Origin of the sequence: Peteryoungia algae (genome assembly GCF_030369675.1) — a bacterium.
Lineage (GTDB): Bacteria > Pseudomonadota > Alphaproteobacteria > Rhizobiales > Rhizobiaceae > Allorhizobium > Allorhizobium algae.
Genome location: NZ_CP128477.1, coordinates 288,158 through 312,046, shown reverse-complemented (window position 1 = coordinate 312,046; position 23,889 = coordinate 288,158). Strand labels below are relative to the sequence as shown.

Here is a 23,889-nt window from a genome sequence, read left to right as displayed (position 1 = left end):
AGGCTCAGCGCTTCGGCTGCGCCTGTTCGGTCTTTTCCAGATGCCTGTCTATGATGCGCTGCATCTCAGCGAGAACTTCAAGGACGCAGACCGTTTCGTCTGGCGTCATCGTAGAGCCGGTTTCCGCGTTTGGTGTCGCATAGGGCCGGTCAAGCATGCTCGACGGTATCCCAGGCTGACGGGAAAGATCCACCTCGCATTCGGCAAGGTCGACCACAGCATGGGCCCCCATTTTGGAAGCATTCACGATCGAAGTCATTTCATCGTTAGCGCTATCAGGCGACAAAGTCATCGTCGGCATGCAAACCCCCACGCTTTACCTATCAATGCCCAGATTCCGCATCCGATTTACCCGTCCGAAACCTTGGTTACCGGGGTATGAGATTCGATTTTCATGGTCAAAAACCAGGAATCACGGGTGAAAAGTAGCGAAGCTTCCGCTCATAGAAGACCAAGCTATTGACTTAACTCGGTTTTCCGGAACGTTGCAGGAGTATGGATTTGCTGCGATGCAAAACTCGGTGCAAATTTTGGCCGACTTATGCAATCACTATGTCGAGACCGATGTCCAGGGTCGGGGCCGCCATGGTTATCTTCGACGTCGAGATGTAGTCCACGCCGGTTTCGGCGATCGCCCGGATGGTCTCGATGTTGACGTTGCCCGAGGCTTCCAGCACCACGCGACGGACATCCGAAGGATAGGTTTCGACGGCCAGACCATGATGTTCCCGGTTGATTGCAACCGCGCTGCGCAGCAGGTCAGGGCCCATATTGTCGAGCAGGATCACATCTGGGCGTGCCGTCAGCGCCTCACGCATCTGGTCGAGGCCATCGACCTCCACTTCGATCTTCACGAGATGGCCCGCATAAGCGCGGGCCGCCTCTATCGCGGAGGCCACACCGCCGGATACCGCGATGTGGTTGTCCTTGATGAGGATCGCGTCGTCCAGACCGAACCGGTGGTTGGAGCCACCGCCCAGACGCACCGCATATTTCTCGACCGCCCGCAGCCCCGGCAGGGTCTTGCGGGTGCAGGTGACGCGCGCAGTCGCATGGGCGATCTCGGCGGCGAAACGCGCCGTGTAGCTGGCAACACCCGAGAGATGCATCAGAAAGTTCAGGGCAACGCGTTCTGCCGACAGCAGCGAACGGGCATTGCCAGAGACACGGGCGATCGCTTCGCCTGGAGCAACCGTGTCACCATCGGCAACCAGCGCCTCGAATCGGACGGATGGATCGATCAGGCGGAAGGCGGCCTCAGCGAGTGGTAGTCCCGCCACGGTACCGTGTTCACGGCTGTTCAGTTCGGCGGTCGCCGTCTTTTCCGGACCGATCGTGGCATAGGTAGTGATGTCGCCGGCGCGGCCAAGATCCTCCAGCAAGGCGTTGCGGACGAGATCCTCGATCATCAGCGGCGACAATTGCGGGCGAAGGCTTCTGGTCATCAGCGTATTCTCCTCAGCCGGCCAGTTCGGCGGCGATGCGGGTTGCATCCTTGAGCGTCAGATAGGTACGGTGGCGCAGCGCCTCTTGCGGCTGCGGATGATCGGCGCGCATATGGGCACCGCGACTTTCTGTGCGAAGATAGGCGCCGACAGCGATCAGCTTGGCGGTCGCCGTGATGTTGGAGAAGCGCACACGCGGGCGCTTGCGCTCGAGCCCGACCAGTTCCTGGATCAGAAGCTTGAGGCTAGCCTCGTCGCGGATCACGCCGGCATGCGCGCTCATCAGGCCGCGCAGCGCCGACAGTTCGGGACTATCCTCCACGGTGACGAGATCGTCGTTTTCGCCGGCCGTCCGCCCCCATTCGTAAAGGGCGGATTCCGGCATCATGCCCTTGATCGAATCCGCGATCCGCCCGGCAAAGACCACGGCTTCGAGAAGCGAGTTGGAGGCGAGCCGGTTGGCACCGTGCACGCCGCTGGAGGTGACTTCGCCTGCGGCCCAGAGCCCGTCGAGCGAGGTCCGGCCATCGGCATCCACGAGCACGCCGCCCATATGGTAGTGCACGGCCGGCACGACCGGGATGGCTTGCGTCACGGGATCAATGCCCGCCGCGATGCAGGAGGCATGAACGGTCGGAAAACGCTTGGCGAAATCCTTGCCGATCGCCTTGGTGCAATCAAGGAAGGCACCGCGACCGGCCGCCACTTCGGCAAAGACACCCCGCGCGACGATGTCACGGGGTGCGAGATCGGCATCGGCATGCAGGTCGGTCATGAAACGATGGCCGGCGCGGTTGACGAGAACAGCCCCGTCGCCGCGAAGCGCTTCGGTCGCAAGCGGGGCCGGATCCTGACCGATGTCGATGGCCGTCGGGTGAAACTGGACGAATTCCGGATCGGCGATCACGGCGCCCGCCTTGGCGGCCATGCCGACACCGGTGCCGCGGGCCTCGGCCGGATTGGTGGTCACCTGGTAAAGATGGCCGACGCCGCCGGAGCAGAGCACAACGGCGCGGGCGGGAAAGGCCACGCGTCTCTTCGACTGGCCGGCATCAGGCCGGGCGACGACGCCGGACACGAAGCGGCCTTCTGCGATCAGTTCCTCGACGACATAACCTTCCATCACCCGGATCGAGGGCGTGCGGCGCACGGCTGATATCAGCGCCTCCATGATGGCTCCGCCCGCGCGGTCACCTGCGACACGGACGATGCGCCGCTCGGAATGAGCGGCTTCGCGCGACAAAAGCAGATGGCCTTCGAGATCGCGGTCGAACGGCACCCCATAGGCGAGCAGATCATGCACGCGATCAGGCCCTTCGGAAATCATCAGCCGTGCCATCTTTTCCTCGACCAGTCCGGCACCGGCAACGACCGTGTCCGCCAGATGCTTGTCGAAGCTGTCGCCGGGGCTCATGGCAGCGGCAATGCCGCCTTGCGCCCAGGCCGACGACGCCCCCTGCCCGATCGGGGCAGCGGCGAGGATCGTGACGGGGCGTGGTGCCAGTTTCAGCGCGCAGAAGAGGCCGGCCAACCCGCCGCCGACGACCACGATGTCGTCGATGCCCTGCCAGGATTGCGGCCGCATGGATTCGATGTTGGTCGCCATTCAGCCCTCCCCGGCCGGCTGGTGTTCAATTCTTCAGATTGATCATCCGCTCGACGGCAAGCCTCGCCCGACCGGCGATTGCCGGATCGACCGTGACTTCCTCCGTCATGAACAGCAGGCTGTCGAGGATCTTCGGCAGGGTGATGCGCTTCATATGCGGACAGAGGTTGCAGGGTTTGACGAAATCGACCTCCGGCAGTTCGACCTGGATATTGGAGGCCATGGAGCATTCGGTGACGAGCAGCACCCGGGCCGGCCGGTTCGTCTTCACATAGTCGATCATGCCCTTGGTCGAGCCGGCAAAGTCGGAAACCGCCAGCACGCTCGGATGGCATTCCGGGTGAGCGACGATCTCGATGCGCGGGTCGGCCTTCTTGTATTCGAGGAGCTCATCGGCGGTGAAGCGCTCGTGCACTTCGCAATGGCCCTTCCAGGTGAGGATCTTCTTGTGTGTCTGGTTGGCGACGTTCATCGCGAGATATTCATCGGGAATGCAGAGCACGGTATCGCTGTCGAAGCTGTTGACGACGTCGACGGCATTGGCCGAGGTGCAGCACATATCCGTCTCCGCCTTCACGTCGGCAGACGTGTTCACATAGGTGACGACGGGAACGCCGGGATAGCGCTCGCGCAGCAGCCGCACATCTGCGCCGGTAATCGATTCCGACAGCGAGCATCCCGCGCGCCCATCGGGGATCAGGACCGTCTTCTGCGGATTGAGCAGTTTCGAGGTCTCGGCCATGAAATGCACGCCGCACTGGACGATGATCTCGGCATCGACGCTGACGGCATCGCGGGCCAGTTGCAGCGAATCGCCCTTGATGTCGGCGACACAGTGGAAGATCTCCGGCGTCTGGTAATTGTGCGCGAGGATGACCGCGCCGCGTTCCTTTTTCAGGCGGTTGATCGCATGGATGTAAGGCGCAAAGACCGGCCATTCGATCGCAGGGATGAAATCGCGGACACGCTCATAGAGGTGCTCGGTCTCCTTCGCCACGGCCGGTGTATAGGTCAGATCCGGGCGTTCCCAGACGCCGAAACGCTCGGCTGCCGAACGGGATACGGGACGGGTTTGTGGCATCTGCTGCGATCCCATGGCCATTTCCTCCCTCGGTTATGCTCACTTCGAGCATAACAAATTCCAAAGAAAACCGGTGATCACCGGTATTGCGGATGTAGAAATTTTCGGGCGGGATTGCAAGTGAGGTTCTGGCACACCGTGCCGAGTGTGCGCCTCCGCTCCGGCCACGCCGTGACGCAGAACGCTTTCCCTTGCCAAGAAAAACGCTAGTTTGTCCGCTCCTTCCGCAAAGTGCTGCGAGGCTCAATGTTCGAACTGCTGCCGCTGATCCTGATTGGCGTTCTCTTCATCCTCCTCAGAGGCTCGACCAAACGGATCGATAGGCTCGAGAAGGAACTCGGCGACATCAGGGAGAAGCTTTTTCGGCTGGGCGGATCGGCTGGCGAACTCGCGAGCCCCGCTGTCGAAAATGCGCAGACCGATCCCGACCAGGTGGTCCTGCCGCTCGATACGGAAGCGGCAATTGTTCGCGATGAGCCAGTCGCCGATGGAGCACCCCGACAAAGCGAGCCGGCCTCCATACCGAACACCGCCGCAGATCTGCTTCCCGCTGCGGCGCGTCAGGAAACCCACGCCAAAGCACCGGCAGAAAGTATCGAGAACCTGCTCGGCGCGCGCTGGGCGGTCTGGGCCGGCGGTCTCGCGCTGGCGTTCGGCGGTGTTTTTCTCGTGCGCTATTCCATCGAGAGCGGCTTGCTTGGCCCGGGCGTTCGCCTGACGCTCGCTGCCCTCTTCGGCCTTGCCCTGATCGCGCTCGGTGACCTCATCCGCCGCAATGCGCTGCCAAAGGCGGAGGTCCTCTACGCCAACGCCATGGTGCCAGGCATTCTGACGGCAGCGGGCGCAGTCTCGCTGTTCGGCTCGATCTATGCGGCCCACGGTATCTACGATTTCATTGGCCCGACGCTCGCGTTCCTGCTTCTGGCGCTCACCGCCTTTGGCGTGCTCGGCCTCTCACTGCTGCATGGGCAAGCGCTGGCGGGCCTGGGGCTAGCGGGTTCGATGGTCACCCCGCTCCTGATTTCGACGACAGCGCCCAGCCTCTGGACGCTGTTCTTATTTCTGACCGTCGCCCAGGTGGCGACGACGCTCGCGTCACGCATGAAAGGCTGGCTGATCGTGCCGTCGATTGCGCAGGCCTTGCTGGGCATCTGGGGCCTCATCGCGCTCATCGAACTGGACGACACCACCCCGATCACCCTCTCCCTGCTCGCGATGATTGCCGCCTGGGTGCTCATCTGGCCCGGCGCGACGGCGGATGATCCGGCAGGCCCGGAGGAAAGGCTGTCGCTCGAAGCAATCGGGGGCCGGATGGCCACCGGTTCGCTCGGCCTCGACATCACCCTGTCGCTCGCCGTTCTCCTGCCGGCACTCGTCATGCTTGAGCGCGGGCTGACGGTCTCGCTGCCGCTCTTCGGCTTTGCGGCGCTGATCGCGGCGTTGTCTGCCGCCGGCAGTGCACGGTTCGGCGCCTTCTGGCCCACAGTCATCGCGACCGTCGGCGCTCTTCTCGGTGCTGTCATGACGTCCGGCCTGATCACTCAGGCACAGATCCTGCTGCTCGGTTTCGGCACGGACGACACTGTCGCGGTGAACCTCGGTGGTCCGGTGATGTACATCTTCCTCGGTCTCGCCGCCGTCTTCGTGCTTCTCGGACTTGCGCAGATGCGCCGCCGCCATGCCGCCGACCCGTTGTTCTCGACGGTCTGGGCTGCGATCACGGCTTCCCTGCCGGTGCTGCTCGCGTCGATCACCTTCGTGTTTTACGGCGTCTATGCCCGGGACTGGACGCATGGCCTCTTTGCCATCGGCCTCGGCGCCGTGCTGCTCGGCGCCTGCGAGTTTCTATACCGTCAGGGCGCGCTGCCCGGCTTCCGCCGTGGCATCGACCTGCTTCTCTTCGGCAGTTTCGCAGCCTTCGCGCTTGCCCTGCATGCGCTGACCGACGGGATCGTCACCACGATCCTGCTCGCGCTGCTCGGCTTCGCCTATCTGATGGCGACGCGCCGGCGCCCATGGAGCGGGCTTGCCTGGGTCATGGTCATCTCACTCGGCGGAGTTCTGGTCCGCGTCGCCTGGGATCCGACGCTGGTCGGGCCGGATGCCCTGTCGCGCACCCCGATCCTCAACCCGCTGCTGCCCGGTTACGGGATCCCGGCCCTGCTTGCGCTGCTCTCGGCCTACGAAATCCGGAACTGGCCCGCTCAACGCGCCCGCCATGCGCTGCAGGGGCTCGCCAGCCTTCTCGGCCTTCTCGCCATCGCCATCCTCGTTCGCCATGCCATGAATGGCGGCGTGCTGGATTCCAGCGTTCCGACGCTTGGTGAGCAGTCGATCTACACGCTGCTGGTCGTCGGCCTTTCAGGCATCCTTATGACGCTCGATCTCAAATCGCCTAGCCCCGTCTTCCGTTTCGGCTCCATGCTGGCGGGCGGGATCGCCGTCCTGCAGACGGTGAGCCTGCATCTCGGTGCGCTCAATCCCTATTTCACCGGCGAGAGCACCGGCAACTGGCCGCTGATCAATCTGCTGCTGATCGGCTATCTTCTGCCCGGCCTCGCCTACGCAGGCCTTGCCTTCTATGCGCGAGACAAGCGGCCACTGCCCTATGTCATCCTGCAGGCCTTGTCCGGTGCGGTGCTCGGCTTTGCCTGGGTGACGCTTTCGGTGCGGCGCTTCTGGCAGGGCGAGTTCATTGCCTACTGGAAGGGCTTCGAGCAGGCTGAGACCTATAGCTATTCGGTCGCGTGGCTTGCGATCGGTGTCGGGCTGCTCGCGCTCGGCTCGCGCTTCGATGCAAGAAGCCTGCGCATCGCGTCTGCGGTCATCGTGATGCTAACCGTGGCCAAGGTCTTCCTGATCGACATGGCGAATCTCGAAGGCGTACTGCGCGCGCTCTCCTTCATCGGCCTCGGCTTTGTCCTGATCGGCATCGGGCTCTTCTACCAGAAGATCCTGAGAGGCAAGTCGGCAGAGAGGCCCACGACGGACGACAAGGAGGCGCCGACGGTGATCTAATCAAGGGCGGTTGAACAGTGGGCGCTCGCAAGGCTAGATGCGACCATTCCAAACGGGGACTGACACTTGACCGCCCTTCTCACCGCCGCTGATTTTGCCCCCCACGAGGCGCTCGCCGCCGATCTGCTTTCCCATGCGACAGAAGGCGACGACGGTTCGCATGACCTCGCCCATATCCACCGCGTCTTCAAGAATGCGCTGAAGATCCAGGTGGGTGAAGGCGGCGATGCCGAGGTCCTTGCGGCTGCCGTCCTGCTGCATGATTGCGTCGCAGTCGAGAAGAGCTCGCCGCTCCGGTCGCAGGCTTCACAGCTTGCGGCAGAGAAAGCGAGCGGCATCCTTGCCGGGCTCGGCTGGTCTGAGGCGAAGATCGCGGCGGTTGCCCATGCCATCCTGACCCACAGCTTTTCCGCCAACATCCCGCCGGAAACGCTGGAAGCGAGGATGCTGCAGGATGCCGACCGGCTGGACGCGATCGGCATGGTCGGTGTGGCGCGCTGCTTCTACATCGCCGGCCGCATGGGCTCGGGGCTCTACCATCCCGCCGATCCCGGCGCCGAGCATCGACCGCTCGACGACCGATCCTATGCCATCGACCATTTTCCGGCCAAGCTGCTCAAGCTTTCCGACGGCTTCCAGACCGAAACGGGCGCAAAGCTCGCGAAGGAGCGGCATGAGCGGCTCACTCTTTTCCTCTCCATGTTCCGCGACGAAATCTGAAGGGCACGGCACCATGCAGATCACCAATCTCTTCATCTATCCGTTCAAGAGCGCCCGCGGCATTGCCCTGCCACAGGCGCGCATCGATGCCATGGGGCTTGCCGGCGACCGCCGCATGATGCTGGTCGATCCCTCGGGCCAGTTCATCACCCAGCGTGAACTGCCTGAGCTTGCGCGCCTCACCGCCCTGCCGGCAGCGGCCTATCTGACGCTTCGCCTTGAAGACGGGCGCGAGATGATGGTCGCGCCGCCGCAGCCGGACAACCGCATGGATGTGGCGATCTGGCGCTCGATCGTCAGTGCCGCCGTCGCGCATGACAGCATCAACGACAAGCTCTCGGACTGGTTTGCACGGCCCGTCAAACTCGTCTTTCTCGATGGCCAAAGCCGCCGTCAGGCGAGCGCGGAATGGGCCGGCGAGAATTCGCCCATGGGCTTTGCCGACGGCTACCAGATCCTCGTTACGACATCAGCTTCGCTCCGGGCACTGAACGAGGACATGGCACGACATGGCGAAGGCGACGTCGGAATGGACCGGTTCCGGCCCAATATTGTCGTCGACTGCGACGAGGCCTGGGCGGAGGATGCCTGGACGGGTCTCGAGATCGGCGGCATCCGCTTCGATTTCGTCAAACCCTGCCCGCGCTGCATCATGACAACGCAGGACCAGCAGACGGGATCGCGCGCGGGCGCCAACCCGATGCCGGCCATGGGGCGCTTGAGAATGTCAGCCGACCGGCGCGTGCCGGGGCCGCTCTTTGGCTGGAATGCCGTGCCGCAGGGCGAGGGTCTGGTGCGGGTCGGGGATGCGGTGACGGTGCTCGGGAGCCGGGAGGCGTGGGCGATCAAGCAGCGGTGAGATTGTCGGATTGGATCCCGGCCGCCCGGTCCTTCCCCTGACATTCATCAAATCGCTTGATGGCCAGTTCATCAAATGGCGTTTCTGCTCATGGATCGACTGCGCTATTGTGTGGTCGATAGAGGAGAAACCCCCATGACGACCACCAGCCGTCCGGCCTTGCCCTGGCTCATCATTCTCGCGGGATCGCTGATCGCCGTGATGACGTTCGGGCCGCGGTCGGCCATGGGCTTCTTCCAGTTGCCGATGCTGGCCGATCGTGGCTGGGACCGCTCGACATTCGGTCTCGCCATGGCCTTCCAGAACCTCTTTTGGGGTGTGAGCCAGCCGTTCTTCGGGGCGCTTGCCGACAAATACGGCACCGGTCGCGTGCTTGTCATGTCGGGCGTTCTCTATGCGGCCGGCCTCGTGATGATGGCCTTTGCGAGTGCGCCGATCTGGTTGCATATCGGCGGTGGCGTGCTGATCGGCACGGCGATCGGCGCCGGATCGTTCAGCGTCATTCTTTCCGCCTTCGCGCGCAATGTGACGCCGGAGCAACGCTCGATGGCGTTCGGTATCGGCACGGCTGCGGGTTCCGCCGGCATGTTCCTCTTTGCGCCGCTCAGCCAAGGCTTCATCTCGGCCTTCGGCTGGTCGGACAGTCTCGTCATTATTGCCGTGATGATGCTTGTTGTGCCGCTCCTGGCCTTTCCGCTGCGCGGCAATGCGCAGTCAGGCAGCCAGTCAGGCAACCAGTACAAGCAGACGGTGGCGGAAGCGCTGAAGGAGGCCTTCGCGCATAAGAGCTATCTCCTGCTCACCACCGGCTTCTTCGTCTGCGGCTTCCAGGTCGCCTTCATCACCGCGCATTTCCCGGCCTATCTCGGCGACATCGGCATAGAGGCAAGCTATGCCGTCATCGCCATGGCCCTGATCGGCTTCTTCAACATTATCGGATCCCTGGCCGCCGGCTGGATCGGCCAGCGTTACTCGAAGCCCTATTTCCTCGCCTATATCTATATCGGCCGTTCGATCACGGTGACGCTCTTCCTGCTTATGCCGCAAACACCGTTTTCGGTTGTCATCTTCGCCGCCGTCATGGGCCTTCTCTGGCTGTCCACCGTGCCGCCGACCAATGGACTCGTCGCCATCATGTTCGGCACGCGTCATCTCGGGCTGCTCGGCGGTCTCGTTTTCCTGTCCCACCAGATCGGCTCGTTTCTGGGCGTCTGGATGGGCGGCTATCTCTATGACCAGTTCGGAACCTATGACCAGGTCTGGTGGCTGGGTGTGGCGCTCGGGATCTTCGCGGCTATAGTGCATTGGCCTATCACCGAGAAAGCCGTCGAACGCCCGGTCGTCGCCGCAGCGTAATTACGCCCAAAGTGAGATCAAATTCCGGCATTTCCTTTGTGCCGGATCAAAATTCCCATGAATTCAATCAACAGGCACTGTCACAGAAAATTATTTTATTTTCTGATCAATGCCCGTTGACGGATTCGGACCCAGCACCTACCTTGTGCAAGCTGGTTCGGACACTGACGACGAACCATGAACGGCCTCGATTCTGGAGGCCGTAGCCAAAAGAAGGAGGTCAGCGAAATGCAGGTTGTATTTCTTGATGCCATCCGATCCTGGCAGACGACCCCGTGCCTCGTGATGGTGAAACGCCATTACGCCTGCTCCTGTCGAATGTGACGCAGCCCCAAGCCTGATACCCACAAACGACTCATGAAACAGCGCCGTGCCAATATGCACGCGCGGGGATACTCGTTATGAAGAAGCAAGTTATCGAATATGCCGGAGTTCCGGTTGGCATCACCATACCCGACGGTGATCGGATCAAGTTCATCGCCGTCAAATATCCGGTCATCGAGCTGGATGGCGGCGTCTATCGCAGCGTCAGCGAATTGCAGATGGCCATCCACCAGCACATGGCGAATTCCGCGCCCGTGGATCAGGCCGTGTTCTTCGGCGCCGCCAACGAGCCAGGCGCCTCCAGCGACCGCAAGGTCTTCAACGCGGCCTGACAGAAACCCTCGCGTGCCGCGCCGGGCTCCAGCCCCCGCGGCACATAGACGTGCCGATCCAGGAAATAGGCTGTAAGCCTGAAGGCTTCGGCCAGGGTCTCCGGATCGGCCGCACGGTTCGTGCCTGGCGTCAGGAAATCCGGCAGGGCAAGCATCTTGTCGGCCCAGGGCGCGCCTGCCTCCCGGCTCACTGCCCGGCCCGATTTCGGCGAGACATAGGCCAGATCGTTGCGCGAACCGGTCGCTGCACATTCCTCCAGATCCAGTCCGAAGCCGAGATCGTTCAGCAGTGCCAATTCGAAGCGAACGAAAAGCTCGCCGGCCGTCGCCGGCTCCTCCAGATGGTCGAGAATCACATCCAGTGCCTCGAAGAGATGCGGATGCGGATCCCGTTCAGGCAGCAGACGCAGCAACGAGCCAAGCGCCTGCACACCGTAGACGGCGGTGGCACTTTCCATCAGCCGTCCGGCGCGCAGCATCAGCGGTTCGATCCGGTATTCACCGAGATGTTCGTCGAGTCGCGCGCGCCAGGTGACTTCGAGACGATTCCCGGGCTGCAAGACGGGCTGCATGGTCCGTGACCGGCCGGAGCGCACCATGCCGAGATGGCGTCCACGGGTGCGAGTCATCATCTCGGCGATGACGCTTGTTTCGCCATGCCGACGCACCCCGAGCAGGATCGCCTCGTCTGTCCATTGCATGGTCGGGTTTTATCGCAGAGCACCAGAGAGCGCGAGGATTTTCGGCGGCGTGATCAGATTTCGCCGAGATAACGCTGCACCCAGCCGCGCCACTGCGCAATCGCCTCGGCCTTGCCGGGATAGCGTTTTTCTTCATGTAGTTGCACGAGCGACTTCATCGCCTGAAAGAGGACCACCGCCATGGCCTGCGCCTGATCCTCGGCAAGATCCGGGCGCCAGATGCTGAGGATTTCCGCAATCCGCCGCCGCAGGTTCTCCCGCAGGATTCCCGGACGAACGCCCGGCTGTTCCCAGCGGGCATCAAGCAGGCTCAGTGCCAGACTGCGCTCTGTCGCATGGGTGACGAGGACATCGAGCAAACGGTCACCAAGCTGCGTCCCGTCCAGTTCGCGGGCTTCCGCCCTGATCCGGTCGAGCGCCGCCTCGACATGCTCGGCGTAGCGGGCGATCAACGCGTCGGCGAGCACGTCCTTGTTGGGAAAGAACTGGTAGAGTGAGCCAATCGGCGCACCCGCGCGGGCGGCGATCTCGGTCATGGTCGCTGCCTTGTAGCCCTGCTCGGCGAAGACGGCGGCACCGGCATCGAGAAGCTTCGCCACCCGTGCGATGCCACGCTTGCGTTTCGGCTCCTTGGCTGTCGGCGGCGGGGCGGTCTGAAGCCTGGCCGAACTTGACTTTTGCGAGGTCATGCTCATAAAACTCGTTTGTGAGGTGCGCCTCATTTATTTGATGAAATCACGCTTTCGTCCAGAACTTTCCGGCAAAAGGTTCTCAGACGAAGGACGGAGACGCTCATGGCTTCGGACAAGGATCCCGTGACGCTTTCGCCGGTCGACCCGGATGGCGTTGCAAATCAGGGCACGACGGCTGCAATCGCGGCCAGCCCGCCGCCGCAACCCGGATTGCTGACGCCACTTCCCCTCCTTGTCCGCTGGGCTGCACTTCTTGCGCTCTCCCTTGCCATCTCCGGCGGACTGTATCTGGCGCATATCCCGGGCGCGCTGCTGCTCGGCCCGATGGTCGCGGCAATTCTGGTCGCCACCAACGGCGCCCGGCTCTCCGTGCATCGTTTCCCCTATATCTTCGCCCATTCGCTGATCGGCTGCATCGTCGCCAGATCCATTGACCTCGGCACGCTCTCGACCGTCGCCGAGGACTGGCCGATCTTCCTCTCGGTCGTGCTTTCCATCATCGCGGCGAGCAGCCTGCTCGGCTATTTCATGGCAAGGGCCGAGATCCTGCCTGGCACGACCGCGATCTGGGGCACGTCCGCGGGCGCCGCCTCCGCCATGGTCCTGATGGCCGAGGCGCATGGCGGCGATCCGAGGCTGGTGGCCTTCATGCAGTATCTGCGCGTCGCCTTTGTCGCGACGGGCGCCTCGCTGATGGCGGCGTTCGTGTTCAATGTCGAAGGTGGAGCTGCGCAAACAGTCGTCTGGTTTCCGGAAACGGACTGGCTCGATCTCGGCCTGACCCTTGCTGCGGCCCTCGCCGCCGCTTTGGTCGGAGCCTGGCTTCGCATACCGGCCGGAACCATGCTCTTGCCGCTCGTCGCCACAACCGCGCTGCATGTGATGGGTTACATCACGCTGCAATTGCCCGAATGGCTGCTTGCGCTCGGTTACGGGGTCATCGGCTGGCGGATCGGACTGTCCTTCACCCGGCGCATCCTCAGGCATGCGGCAAGCGCCCTGCCCCAGATCGTCGGTTCCATCCTGGTCTTGATGGCATTCAGCGGCGGCCTCGCCTTCCTGCTCTGGTCGTTGCATGACATCGACCCGCTGACCGCCTATCTCGCGACCAGCCCCGGCGGGCTCGATTCCATCGCAATCATTGCAGCAACGACGCCGGTGGACATGTCCTTCATCATGGCGCTGCAGACCATGCGGCTCATCCTGATCATCCTGATCGGACCGACAATCTCGGATTTCGTCGCAAGGCGGGTGGCGAAGGGCTGAGCGCCCTTCGCGCAGTTGAACTTAGTCGCGCGGGAATTCGAGACCCATTTCGCGGAAGCGCTCGGGATCGTTGCCCCAGTTCTCGCGCACCTTGACGAAGAGGAAGAGGTGCACCGGCTGTTCGAGGATCTCGGACATTTCCTTGCGGGAGGCCGTGGAGATTGCCTTGATCGCATCGCCGTTCTTGCCGAGCACGATCTTCTTCTGGCTGTCGCGCTCGACATAGATGACCTGCTCGATCCGCACCGAGCCATCCTTGCGCTCTTCCCAGCTCTCGGTCTCGACATGCGAGGAATAGGGAAGCTCCTGGTGGAGGCGCAGGAAGAGTTTCTCGCGGGTGATCTCGGCGGCGAGCTGGCGCATCGGCAGATCCGAGATCTGATCCTCCGGATAATACCATGGGCCTTCCGGGAAAGTCTCGGCGAGATAATCCATGATATCTTCGCAGCCAGAGCCTGTCGTGGCTGAAATCATGAAGGTGCGATCGAACTTGACGAACTCGTTCGCCGTCTCCGCAAGCTTGAACAGGTCCTCGTGGCGCACCCGGTCGATCTTGTTGAGAACGAGAATCTTCGGCTGCGGCACATCCTTCAGCGCTTCCAGGATCGCTTCGGCATCGCCACGCAGCCCCCGTTCGCTGTCGATCAGGAGCAGGATGATGTCCGCATCCTTGGCCCCGCCCCAGGCCGACGTCACCATGGCGCGGTCGAGCTTGCGGCGTGGCTTGAAGATGCCGGGCGTGTCCATGAAAACGATCTGGGCGTTCTTGTGGATCGCGATCCCGCGCATCACGGCGCGGGTCGTCTGTACCTTGTGGCTGACGATCGACACCTTGGCACCGACGAAGCGGTTGACCAGCGTCGACTTGCCGGCATTGGTCGGGCCAATCAGGGCAACGAAGCCGGATCGGGTCGGGGTGTTGACGATGGCTTCGCCGCCGTCCTCTGTCTCAGTGTCGGTCATGGTGTCCAATCAATTGGCGTCTGTGGGCTTGGCCCATACGCCTTCGCGTTCGAGAATCTTGGTCGCGGCCACCTGTTCGGCGGCACGCTTGGAACGGTCAATGCCAGTTTCCGGCTTCAGGCCGGGGATCTCGACGATCACCGTGAAGCGGGGATCATGATCCGGTCCGGAGCGATCGGCAACCTTGTAAATGGGCGGCTTGCCGAACTTGGCATGCGTCCACTCCTGCAATTCGGTCTTGGCGTCGCGGCGGGCGCCATCGGCATGGGCCGCGCGATCCTTCCAGTATTTCAGGATGAAGCCGCGTGCGGCCTCCAATCCGGCTTCCAGGTAAATCGCCGCGATCAGGCTTTCGACCACGTCCGCGCGTACATTCAGCATGTTCTTTGCGGTGATCTTCTTCACGTCAGAGCCGGTGCGGATGTAGCGGTGCAGCTCCATCTCGTCGGCAACGGAGGCGCAGGCCTCGGCGCTGACCAGCTGATTGAAGCGGACCGAGAGCTCACCCTCGGTCGCATCGCGGAAGGTGGTGAAGAGCATTTCGGCGACACAGAGGCCGAGCACCCGGTCCCCCAGGAATTCCAGCCGTTCGTAGTCGCCCTTCTTCCCCCGCGAGACCTGGGCGCTGGCATGGGTCAGCGCCCGGATCAGGCGTTCCCGGTCGGCGAATGTGTGGCCGATCGCAGCTTCCAGCTGCGCCCAGTCCTGTTCGCCGTCCGTCTTCCTGTTCTTCATTCGACCACCTTGAACAGACGATCCCAACGCATGTTGGCGGGCCATTTCCAGACTTCGCGGAACGAGGTGTCGTTGCCGAGTGAGAAGAAGATCAGCGACGCCTTGCCGATCAGGTTCTCGGCCGGCACGAAGCCGACGTCGAAGCGGCTGTCGAGCGAATTGTCACGGTTGTCGCCCATCATGAAATAATGGCCGTCCGGCACGATGAATTCGCGCGTGTCATCGCCGCGCGTATCCTGGGCCTGGTCGAGCGTGTCATAGCTGACGCCATTGTCCAGCGTCTCACGGAAGACCGGCACATCGGTGCCGGGATCCATGCGGTAGTCGGAGGTAAAGACGCCGTCCTGGATCTTCGGCACTGGCTTGCCGTTGACCTGCAGCACGCCGCCGATCACCTGGATGCGGTCGCCGGGCAGACCCACGACGCGCTTGATGTAGTCGATGCTGGGATTCGGCGGGAAGCGGAAGACAGCGATGTCGCCGCGCTCCGGTTCACTGGCGAAAATGCGGCCTTCGAAGAGGTTCGGCGAGAAGGGCAGCGAATATTTCGAATAGCCGTAGGAGAACTTGTTGACGAAGATGTAATCGCCGACCAGCAGCGTCGGCATCATCGAGCCTGATGGGATCGTGAAGGGCTGAAAGAACACGGTCCGGATCACCATGGCCAGGAGCAGGGCCTGGATGATGACCTTGACGTTTTCCCAAAGGGCACTTTGCTTCTTTTCTTCGCTCACGCGGGTCGGTTCCTTCTTGCGAAAATCCTGCTCTCTCTAGTCGGTTCGGGCGAGCGCGGCAACCGCGTAGCCCCCTCGACCAGCGCGACCAGTTAACTCACCGGTTTTCCGGCAGGGCCTCGACGATGACGAATGCCTGGGCATAGGGAAATTCGTCGGTGATGGTGAGATGGATCTGGGCGACATGCCCTGGAGGCAGAAGGCGTTCCAGGCATTTCGCGGCCCCACCGGTCAATTCGAGGCCGGGCTTGCCGTTGGCCAGGTTGACGACACCCATTTCTTTCCAGAACACGCCCTCGGCGATGCCTGTGCCCAGTGCCTTGGCCATGGCTTCCTTGGCGGCAAAGCGCTTGGCATAGGAGGCGGCGCAGTCCTTGCGGCCGTTCGCGCGCGCCTGCTCTTCATCGGTGAAGCAGCGTGCTGTGAATTTCTCGCCGAACCTGTCGATCGATTTCTCAATCCGTCTGATGTCAACGAGGTCGCTGCCAATGCCGATGATCATGTCAGACGCTCGATTCCTGAAGTGCTTTAGCAAGCCGCGCACGCGCCTTTGCGGCGAGACGTTCCCGACGCCGCGCCTGGAACTTCGCCACGGTGAAGTAGATCACGCAATAGATGACCACACCACTGACGGCGGCCAGCGGGATCGCGCCGATCAACATGGGTTTCAAGATCGGCTGCCACATGGTTTCGATCGCACCGATGGAAAACTTGCGTTCCAGATCGATGCTATCACCGAGTGGCGCGCCCTTGCCGATCATCCGATGCCCGATCTCCCAGGTCGCCGCCCAAATCAGCGGAAACGTCAGCGGATTGCCGAAGGCCGTGCCGATGGCAGCGGCCACCATGTTGCCGGCGATCAGATAGGCGAAGGCAAAGGCGAGCAGGAAGTGCAGCCCGATGAAGGGCGTCCATGAAGCGACAACGCCGGCAACCACACCGGCCGCGATGGCATGCGGCGTCGCCGACAGACGCAGGATGCGCTTGGTCAGATAGTGATACGAGCGGATGAAGCCACGCCGCGGCCAGAGGAGCTCACGCAACTTCGTCAGGTAGGAAACCGGGTGGCGTCGTCGAAACAGCATGCGGGATATGTAGTTGATCCGGGATGGTTTCGGCAAGGAAAACAGGTTCTGAAAGTCGCCAAAAAAGCAAAGACGCCGGCGTTCAACCGGCGTCACAGCATTGACCAGATCTGGTCGGTCGGCGCATCAGCCGCGGCGGAACATGCCACGGTCGATTTCGCGCTGGCGATATTCCAGATCGACGAGATCGCGGGCGCCGTTCAGGTAGTTCATTTCGCGCTCGGCAGTGGTCGGAACGCGAAGGGCGCGGGCGAATTTGCGGATCGGAGTAAACATCGTTTTGTCCTCAGTTCTTTATCTTCATCTGTTGAAAGGAAGATAATGGTGCGTCGCACAATCCACCAGAGACAAGAACTGAAGTCAGCCATGCGCCAAGCGCATGGCAAGGGGGTCGAGGTTTACGATTTGGGCAGGAATGTGATGAAACGACAGGCAGAACGCCTGACTTTCGAGCGGCGGGCGAACCACGCCCGCCCGAGTCACAAGCCGAAGTTCGCTTCTTCCGCTCAGTCGTAGACGCGCTTGACCGTCGAGATGCAGTCGAGTTCCTTCAGCTCACTCAGGAGTTGGCTCAGCTGGCGCAGGTCCCAGACCTCCAGGTCGATCCCCATCTCGGTGAAGTCGGTGGCGATGCGGATCATGCTCAGAACGCGGATGTTGATGTCGAGACGGGCAATGCACTGGGCAACGGTCGCCAGCGTACCCGGCTCGTTCAGCGCGTTGATGAGGATGCGGGCGACGAAGCGGGATTTGTTCGCCTCGTCGAGATCCCAGCGCACGTCGATCCAGCGTTCCGGCTCGTTTTCGAAGCGCTGCAGGGCAGAGGCCTGGATCGGATAGATGGTGATGCCCTTGCCATCCTGCATGATTCCGACGATCCGGTCGCCCGGAACGGCACCTGCGGGGGCAAAATGCACCTCCGCATTGCCCGAAAGTCCGCGAATCGGCAGGGGGTCCGGACCATCGCCGGCAGTCGGCACATCGCCCTTCGGATGGGCGGGACCCGGGATCTTGAAGACCATGCCATTGGCGCTGTTCATGGCGAACCATCCGTCGTCCGAGGACGGCTTCACCGTGACACGCTCGTCCTGATAGTCGGGGAAGACGGCCCTGAGAACGTCGAGGGAGGAGGTCTCGCCTCGGCCGACCGAGGCGATCGCGTCTTCCACGTCGCGTTGCCCCAGGCGATGCAGCGCCGGACGCAGCGTATCCTTGGAGAAGATCTTGCCGGCGCGCTCGAAGGTTCGCTCGAGGATGCGCTGGCCAAGGCCTGCATATTGCTTGCGGATCGCCATGCGGGTGGCGCGGCGGATGGCAGCGCGGGCCTTGCCGGTGACGACGATTTCTTCCCAGGCGGCAGGCGGCACCTGCACGCCGGAGCGGATGATCTCCACCTCGTCGCCATTCGACAGGCGGGTGACGAGCGGCATGATCGAGCCGTTGATCTTGGCGCCGACACAGGTGTCACCGACATTGGTATGGACCGCATAGGCGAAGTCGATCGGCGTTGCCCCACGCGGGAGCGCGATCAGCTTGCCCTTGGGCGTGAAGCAGAAGACCTGGTCCTGGAAGAGTTCGAGCTTGGTATGCTCCAGGAATTCTTCCGGATTGTCGCCTTCGGCCAGCGCCTCGATCGTGTGGCGCAGCCAGGAATAGGCATTGCTTTCCCGCTGCAGCGGCTCGTTGGCCTCGCCGTTTTCGCCGTCCTTGTAGAGCGTATGGGCAGCGATGCCGAATTCGGCGATCTCGTGCATGCGCCGCGTGCGGATCTGCAGCTCGATGCGCTGGCGCGACGGGCCGACGATCGTGGTGTGGATCGAGCGGTAGTCGTTCTGCTTCGGCGTCGAGATATAATCCTTGAAACGGCCGGGCACGACGCGCCAGCGCGAATGCACGATGCCGAGCGCGCGGTAGCAGCCGGGAATGTCATCGACGAGAATGCGGAAGCCATAGACGTCGGAAAGCTGCTCGAAGGAGAGCGATTTCGACTGCATCTTGCGGAACACCGAATAAGGCTTCTTCTGCCGTCCCTTGACCGAGGGGTTCAGCAGGCCGTTCGCCACGAGCAGATCGCGCAGTTCGTCCTCGATCTTGGTGATCAGGCCTTCGTTGCGGGTCGAAAGCTCGGCCAGCCGCTGGGTGACGGTCTCATAGGCTTCCGGGTTCATGTAGCGGAAGGACAGGTCCTCCAGCTCGTCGCGCATGTCCTGCATGCCCATGCGGCCTGCGAGCGGCGCATAGATTTCCATCGTCTCTTCGGAAATGCGGGCGCGCTTGTCGTCGCGCATGTGTTCGAGCGTGCGCATGTTGTGCAGGCGGTCGGCGAGCTTGACCAGCAGCACGCGCACATCGTCGGAAATGGCAAGCAGGAGCTTGCGCAGGTTTTCCGCCTGCTTCGCCTTCTTGGTGACGAGGTCGAGTTTCTTGATCTTGGTGAGACCTTCGACCAGGCGGCCGATATCTTCACCGAAGAGTTCGTCGATCTCGCCGCGGGTGGCGGATGTATCCTCGATCGTGTCGTGCAGGAGGGCAACGGCGATCGTCGATTCGTCGAGATGCATGTCGGTGAGGATGGCGGCAACTTCGAGCGGGTGGGAGATATAGGGGTCCCCGCTGGCGCGTGTCTGCTTGCCGTGCTTCTGCATGGCGTAGACATAGGCCTTGTTGAGCAGAGCTTCGTTGGCGTCGGGCTTGTATTCCTGCACCCGCTCCACGAGCTCGTATTGCCGCATCATTCCACTCGTCTCCACAAACGAAAAAGCGCGCCAGTCGACGAGACTGGCGCACAAGATCCTACAGTCAGAAACAGACTAGATTCCGACAGGTTGACGATTAGTAATCGTCGCTCTTTTCCGGCGGAACCAGGCCTTCGATACCGGCCAGAAGATCCTCTTCCGACATCTGGTCGAAAGTGACCGTTTCCGGCAGATCGTCTTCTTCGTCGCCCTTGCCGGCGGTGCCGGTCGAAGCCAGCATCGAGCTCGGCTCCTGCTCGGGCTCGTCGACTTCGACGTGCTTCTGCAGCGAATGGATCAGATCTTCCTTCAGGTCGTCGGGCGAGAGCGTCTCGTCGGCGATTTCGCGCAACGCTACAACCGGGTTCTTGTCCTTGTCGCGATCGATGGTGATCGGCGCGCCCTGGGAGATCTGGCGGGCACGGTGGCTCGCGAGCAGAACGAGTTCGAAGCGGTTCTCGACTTTGTCGATGCAATCTTCAACGGTGACACGGGCCATTGCCTGTCCTTTGCGATCTTGAATGCGTGGGATTGACGGGTGCGATACAGGCAATGGACGGCAAATTCAAGTTTTTCGTGCCGACACGCCTCCAAGCCCAAAAATAGGGGCCGAAAAAGAGGCTTTCTACACCACGTTTCAACCACAGGCTGCTTGGATTGCACCAAACGATGCCCTAGATAGATTTTTATATGATCATTTCATAATGTAAAGTCATGGTCATATCTTGAGAGGCAAGGTATTGTTTTGATTGCCGATTGCCGAAGTTGATTATATTTGACGTAAGGATATCGAAATGTTCGACCCGCGCGAGAAAATTGCCCTCTTCATCGATGGCGCAAATCTTTATGCCGCGTCCAAAAGCCTCGGCTTCGACATCGATTACCGCAAGCTTCTGAAAGCCTTCCAGAAGCGCGGCTATCTGCTGCGCGCCTATTATTACACCGCCCTCATCGAGGACCAGGAATATTCCTCGATCCGCCCGCTGATCGACTGGCTGGACTACAACGGCTACAAGGTCGTGACCAAGCCGGCGAAGGAATTCACCGATTCCATGGGCCGCCGCAAGGTCAAGGGCAATATGGATATCGAGCTTGCCATCGACGCGATGGAGCAGGCCGAAACGGTCGATCATCTGGTGCTGTTCTCCGGCGACGGCGATTTCACCACGCTGGTTGAAGCGCTGCAGCGCAAGGGCCGCAAGGTCTCCGTCGTCTCGACCATGGCAACCCAGCCGCCGATGATCGCCGACGACCTGCGCCGCCAGTCGGACCATTTCATCGACCTGGTGACGCTGAAAGCCGAAATCGGCCGCGATCCGTCCGAACGCGGCACGCCGCGCACGCCGGAACCGGCAACGGCGAGCGAAGACGAGCACTGAAGGTCTTTGGATTCTTTCCCGGGGTCTCCGGCTGCGCCGCACGACTAAGCCCCCTCTCTGTCACTGCGTGACATCTTCCTCACCAAGGGGAGTGCGGTGCGTGGGGCTTGCCGCTTTGTTCAGCGATCCAAAAGACGGGCGAGAGACCGGCTGGTCAGCCACGCTCCCCCTTCTGGGGGAGAGGCCCGGCAGGGCAAAGAGGGGCGGTATTTGCCGACACCCCTGCCCTTAAAACTCTCGGGAAACAGTTCAGATCGCCTCGCAGACGATGGGGCCGAGGGTGCCGTTCAGATGCGCGCGCGCCATCAGACTCAGCCCGTCTTCAGAATGCGCTGCTTCTGGCGATTCCAGTCGCGTTCCTTCTCGGTCTCGCGCTTGTCGTGCAGCTTCTTGCCCTTGGCGAGCGCCAGCTCCAGCTTCGCCCTGCCCTTCTCGTTGAAATAGATCTTGAGCGGCACCAGCGTCATGCCCTCGCGATTGATCGAGACGCGCAGTCGGTTGATCTCACGCTTGGACAAAAGCAGCTTGCGGCGGCGGCGCGGCTCGTGGTTGAAACGGTTCGCCTGCAGATATTCCGGCAGATGCGAATTGATCAACCAGATCTCCTCGCCCTCGTCAGAGGCATAGGATTCGGCGATATTGGCCTTGCCCTCGCGCAGCGACTTGACCTCCGTGCCGGTCAGAACCAGACCGGCCTCGTAGGTGTCGATGATCTCATAGTTGAAGCGCGCCTTGCGGTTTTCCGCGACGATCTTGTTGACGGTGCGCTGCGAGCCTTTGGGGGCCATGGTCTAATCTTCCGTTTCGCCCGGGATTTTGTCGTCTGTCGCCTGCGCCCGGGCGGGGCGTGGCTGTTATCATCCGTATGTAATGGAGGATGGGGGGGAAATAAAGGTGGGGGAGCACCAGCGCGCGGGACAGCGCGTGCGACGGGCATCGACATCTCGCATCGGATAGATCTGCGCGCCGCATCCGATCGGCATCGCAGCTTTGCAAGAAGTTGAAAAACCGCTTTTGGGGGGACTTCACAAAGGCCATCATTTACATCGACTTTCCGGAAGGACAGTGCAAGAAGAAGCGGCATCCAACCCACATTGATCTGAGGACAGAACATGAATTTCAATCGCGCTCGTCTCGGCCTGTTTGCAATTGCTTTTGCAGTTGCCGGTAACGGGATGGTGTCTACTGCCGCCCAAGCCAACGAATTCTCGTTTACGGCGAGCAACTCGACCAGCACGGCGATTACCGAAATATTGGTGTCGGAGAACAAAAGTGACTGGGGCTATTTCGACATCGGAAGCGGCATCAAGCCGGGATCGACTGTCGATCTCGTCTGGGATCAGAGCACAAATGGCGAAAGCTGCGCGCAGTGGGTCAAGGCAACATTTGCCGACGGCAGCGAGTCGGAGCCGGCCAAGTTCGACTTCTGCGAAAATGGACTCGAGCTCGACTTCTGATCCGTTTTTCTTCGAATGATCTTTATGCGGCAGGTTGCTTTTGGTGACCTGCCGTTTTGTTTTTTTGGGGGGGGGGCGACGGTGCGCGGTGGGCCTCTGGAGGACATGGTCTTGTCTTCCGTCTCACCTGGCATTTTGTCGTGGGGCACCTGTGCCTGGGTGGCGTGGCTGTTGTCACGGATATGGAATGGAGGATGGGGGAATAAAGGTGGGGGTGGGTGCGCGACGGTTGGTCTGGTGACCCTAGCTCCAATCCAACCACAGATGCCCTCGATAGAGAACTTGGTCAGGCCAACCCGAAAGCCGTTTGAGTGCTTCCGCACAGCCCAACCAAAAAGGCCGGCGTCTCCGCCGGCCTTTTGTCATTCCCTCAGTTCAGCAGTCCCGCATGCTTCAGCGCCGCGTCGATCGCGGCTTCCGTCGAGGCTTCCAGCGTCGCCAGCAGCGGCAGGCGGACAGTGCGGTTCATGCCGCGGGTGCGGCTCAGGGCATATTTCGCGCCGCAAAGGCCGGGCTCGAGGAAGATCGCCTTGTGCAACGGCATCAGGCGATCCTGAAGGCCAAGCGCCTTGGCGTAATCGCCAGCCAGGGTCGCGGCCTGGAATTCGGCCAGGAGGCGCGGGGCGACATTGGCGGTGACGGAAATGCAGCCGGTGCCACCATGGGCGTTGAAGCCGAGCGCCGTTGCATCCTCGCCCGAGAGCTGGACGAAATCTGCGCCGCAGGTGATGCGCTGTTCCGAGACGCGCTCGATCTTGCCGGTCGCATCCTTGACGCCGACGATGTTCTTGTGCGCCTTGGCGAGCGCGCCCATCGTCTCGGGCGACATGTCGATCACCGAGCGGCCGGGAATGTTGTAGATGATGATCGGCAGCGAGACGGCTTCGGCGACCGCCTTGTAATGGGCGATCAGGCCTTTCTGGGTCGGCTTGTTGTAATAGGGCGTGACGACGAGCAGCGCATCGGCGCCGACGGCTTCGGCATGCTGGGCAAGCTCGATGGCCTCAAGCGTGTTGTTGGAGCCGGCGCCGGCAATGACGGGCACGCGCTTGTTCGCCACTTCGACGCAAAGCTCGACCACGCGCTTGTGTTCGTCATGGGACAGCGTCGGCGATTCGCCCGTGGTGCCGACGGGCACGAGGCCGGAGGAGCCTTCGGAAATCTGCCATTCGACATGGGCGGCGAAGGCTTGCTCGTCGACAGCACCGGCATCTGTGAACGGCGTGACGAGTGCGGGAATGGATCCCTGATACATGCAATGAACTCCTCGGGGGCCGAGATCCACGCTTCGGCCGCATTCTGAACCTAAATCGGGGGCACATTACTTCGCACCTTCGGGTGCGACAAGCGCATGCAAGGGAGATTTGTGACGGTTTTCCGAGGCTTCGTTCGAGAGAATGT

General features: G+C 61.8%; 24 protein-coding genes. 8 read left to right on the top strand and 16 right to left on the bottom strand.

Annotated features, from left to right (window positions below; translation table 11 throughout):
• Positions 1 to 4 precede the first annotated feature (4 nt).
• The 4 genes from QTL56_RS01620 to nadA all read right to left on the bottom strand — a co-directional run bounded on the left by QTL56_RS01620 (position 5) and on the right by nadA (position 4,147).
• Positions 5 to 301 carry a hypothetical protein gene (locus tag QTL56_RS01620; RefSeq protein ID WP_289393338.1) on the bottom strand — a complete coding sequence of 99 codons (297 nt, stop codon included), beginning with the start codon at positions 299 to 301 and terminating at the stop codon, positions 5 to 7.
• Between the two features lie 238 nt (positions 302 to 539).
• Positions 540 to 1,445: a carboxylating nicotinate-nucleotide diphosphorylase gene (gene nadC, locus QTL56_RS01615; protein ID WP_245137533.1), complete on the bottom strand. Its 906-nt coding sequence runs from the start codon at positions 1,443 to 1,445 to the stop codon at positions 540 to 542.
• A 13-nt stretch (positions 1,446 to 1,458) separates the two neighbouring features.
• On the bottom strand, positions 1,459 to 3,051 hold the full coding sequence (locus tag QTL56_RS01610; RefSeq protein WP_245137534.1) for an L-aspartate oxidase: 1,593 nt from the start codon (positions 3,049 to 3,051) through the stop codon (positions 1,459 to 1,461).
• A gap of 25 nt (positions 3,052 to 3,076) precedes the next feature.
• Complete coding sequence (nadA, locus tag QTL56_RS01605; protein ID WP_229575780.1) at positions 3,077 to 4,147, bottom strand: quinolinate synthase NadA; 1,071 nt, start codon at positions 4,145 to 4,147, stop codon at positions 3,077 to 3,079.
• A gap of 231 nt (positions 4,148 to 4,378) precedes the next feature.
• Between nadA and QTL56_RS01600 the strand changes: the two genes are divergently transcribed.
• From QTL56_RS01600 to QTL56_RS01580, 5 genes are all read left to right on the top strand, one after another.
• Positions 4,379 to 7,150, top strand: a complete 2,772-nt coding sequence (locus QTL56_RS01600; RefSeq protein WP_245137535.1) for a DUF2339 domain-containing protein — start codon at positions 4,379 to 4,381, stop codon at positions 7,148 to 7,150.
• Between the two features lie 66 nt (positions 7,151 to 7,216).
• On the top strand, positions 7,217 to 7,870 hold the full coding sequence (locus tag QTL56_RS01595) for an HD domain-containing protein (protein WP_245137536.1): 654 nt from the start codon (positions 7,217 to 7,219) through the stop codon (positions 7,868 to 7,870).
• A gap of 13 nt (positions 7,871 to 7,883) precedes the next feature.
• A complete protein-coding gene (locus tag QTL56_RS01590; protein ID WP_245137537.1) occupies positions 7,884 to 8,729 on the top strand; it encodes an MOSC domain-containing protein in 846 nt (281 codons plus the stop codon).
• A 135-nt stretch (positions 8,730 to 8,864) separates the two neighbouring features.
• Positions 8,865 to 10,085, top strand: a complete 1,221-nt coding sequence (locus QTL56_RS01585; RefSeq protein ID WP_245137538.1) for an MFS transporter — start codon at positions 8,865 to 8,867, stop codon at positions 10,083 to 10,085.
• Between the two features lie 401 nt (positions 10,086 to 10,486).
• Positions 10,487 to 10,741, top strand: a complete 255-nt coding sequence (locus QTL56_RS01580) for a hypothetical protein (protein WP_229575775.1) — start codon at positions 10,487 to 10,489, stop codon at positions 10,739 to 10,741.
• On the opposite strand, the gene recO is transcribed toward QTL56_RS01580, so the two are convergent.
• Positions 10,669 to 11,442, bottom strand: coding sequence for a DNA repair protein RecO (gene recO / locus QTL56_RS01575; RefSeq protein ID WP_245137539.1), 774 nt, complete (start codon positions 11,440 to 11,442; stop codon positions 10,669 to 10,671). The two genes, QTL56_RS01580 and recO, sit on opposite strands and share 73 nt — an antisense overlap.
• Before the next feature lie 53 nt (positions 11,443 to 11,495).
• Entirely contained in the window at positions 11,496 to 12,131 is a 636-nt protein-coding gene (locus QTL56_RS01570) for a TetR/AcrR family transcriptional regulator (RefSeq protein ID WP_245137540.1), read from the bottom strand.
• Between the two features lie 105 nt (positions 12,132 to 12,236).
• Here QTL56_RS01570 and QTL56_RS01565 point away from each other — a divergent pair, with 105 nt between their 5' ends.
• Positions 12,237 to 13,400 (top strand): AbrB family transcriptional regulator, encoded by a 1,164-nt coding sequence (locus QTL56_RS01565; RefSeq protein ID WP_245137541.1) that lies wholly within the window; start codon positions 12,237 to 12,239, stop codon positions 13,398 to 13,400.
• Positions 13,401 to 13,421: 21 nt separating this feature from the next.
• Here QTL56_RS01565 and era read toward each other — a convergent pair whose 3' ends face one another.
• The 8 genes from era to rpoZ all read right to left on the bottom strand — a co-directional run bounded on the left by era (position 13,422) and on the right by rpoZ (position 20,151).
• Positions 13,422 to 14,363 carry a GTPase Era gene (gene era, locus QTL56_RS01560; RefSeq protein ID WP_229575771.1) on the bottom strand — a complete coding sequence of 314 codons (942 nt, stop codon included), beginning with the start codon at positions 14,361 to 14,363 and terminating at the stop codon, positions 13,422 to 13,424.
• A 9-nt stretch (positions 14,364 to 14,372) separates the two neighbouring features.
• Positions 14,373 to 15,098 (bottom strand): ribonuclease III, encoded by a 726-nt coding sequence (gene rnc / locus QTL56_RS01555; RefSeq protein ID WP_229575770.1) that lies wholly within the window; start codon positions 15,096 to 15,098, stop codon positions 14,373 to 14,375.
• A complete protein-coding gene (gene lepB, locus QTL56_RS01550; protein WP_229575769.1) occupies positions 15,095 to 15,832 on the bottom strand; it encodes a signal peptidase I in 738 nt (245 codons plus the stop codon). Before lepB ends, rnc begins: the two co-directional genes overlap by 4 nt.
• A 97-nt stretch (positions 15,833 to 15,929) precedes the next feature.
• A complete protein-coding gene (acpS, locus tag QTL56_RS01545) occupies positions 15,930 to 16,334 on the bottom strand; it encodes a holo-ACP synthase (protein WP_229575768.1) in 405 nt (134 codons plus the stop codon).
• A gap of 1 nt (position 16,335) precedes the next feature.
• A complete protein-coding gene (locus QTL56_RS01540) occupies positions 16,336 to 16,917 on the bottom strand; it encodes a DUF2062 domain-containing protein (RefSeq protein ID WP_245137782.1) in 582 nt (193 codons plus the stop codon).
• 126 nt (positions 16,918 to 17,043) lie between these two features.
• Entirely contained in the window at positions 17,044 to 17,193 is a 150-nt protein-coding gene (locus tag QTL56_RS01535; protein ID WP_229575767.1) for a DUF3563 family protein, read from the bottom strand.
• Positions 17,194 to 17,423: 230 nt separating this feature from the next.
• Complete coding sequence (locus QTL56_RS01530; RefSeq protein ID WP_229575766.1) at positions 17,424 to 19,652, bottom strand: RelA/SpoT family protein; 2,229 nt, start codon at positions 19,650 to 19,652, stop codon at positions 17,424 to 17,426.
• Between the two features lie 97 nt (positions 19,653 to 19,749).
• Positions 19,750 to 20,151: a DNA-directed RNA polymerase subunit omega gene (gene rpoZ, locus QTL56_RS01525; protein WP_229575765.1), complete on the bottom strand. Its 402-nt coding sequence runs from the start codon at positions 20,149 to 20,151 to the stop codon at positions 19,750 to 19,752.
• Positions 20,152 to 20,446: 295 nt separating this feature from the next.
• Here rpoZ and QTL56_RS01520 point away from each other — a divergent pair, with 295 nt between their 5' ends.
• A complete protein-coding gene (locus QTL56_RS01520; protein WP_229575764.1) occupies positions 20,447 to 21,031 on the top strand; it encodes a LabA-like NYN domain-containing protein in 585 nt (194 codons plus the stop codon).
• A gap of 311 nt (positions 21,032 to 21,342) precedes the next feature.
• Here the strand turns inward: QTL56_RS01520 and smpB are convergent, their stop codons facing one another.
• On the bottom strand, positions 21,343 to 21,819 hold the full coding sequence (gene smpB, locus QTL56_RS01515; protein WP_229575763.1) for an SsrA-binding protein SmpB: 477 nt from the start codon (positions 21,817 to 21,819) through the stop codon (positions 21,343 to 21,345).
• Between the two features lie 324 nt (positions 21,820 to 22,143).
• Between smpB and QTL56_RS01510 the strand changes: the two genes are divergently transcribed.
• A complete protein-coding gene (locus tag QTL56_RS01510; protein WP_229575762.1) occupies positions 22,144 to 22,488 on the top strand; it encodes a hypothetical protein in 345 nt (114 codons plus the stop codon).
• Between the two features lie 370 nt (positions 22,489 to 22,858).
• On the opposite strand, the gene dapA is transcribed toward QTL56_RS01510, so the two are convergent.
• The gene (gene dapA / locus QTL56_RS01505; protein WP_245137542.1) at positions 22,859 to 23,743 is read right to left on the bottom strand and encodes a 4-hydroxy-tetrahydrodipicolinate synthase; all 885 of its coding nucleotides are present in this window, start codon (positions 23,741 to 23,743) and stop codon (positions 22,859 to 22,861) included.
• Positions 23,744 to 23,889: the final 146 nt, after the last annotated feature.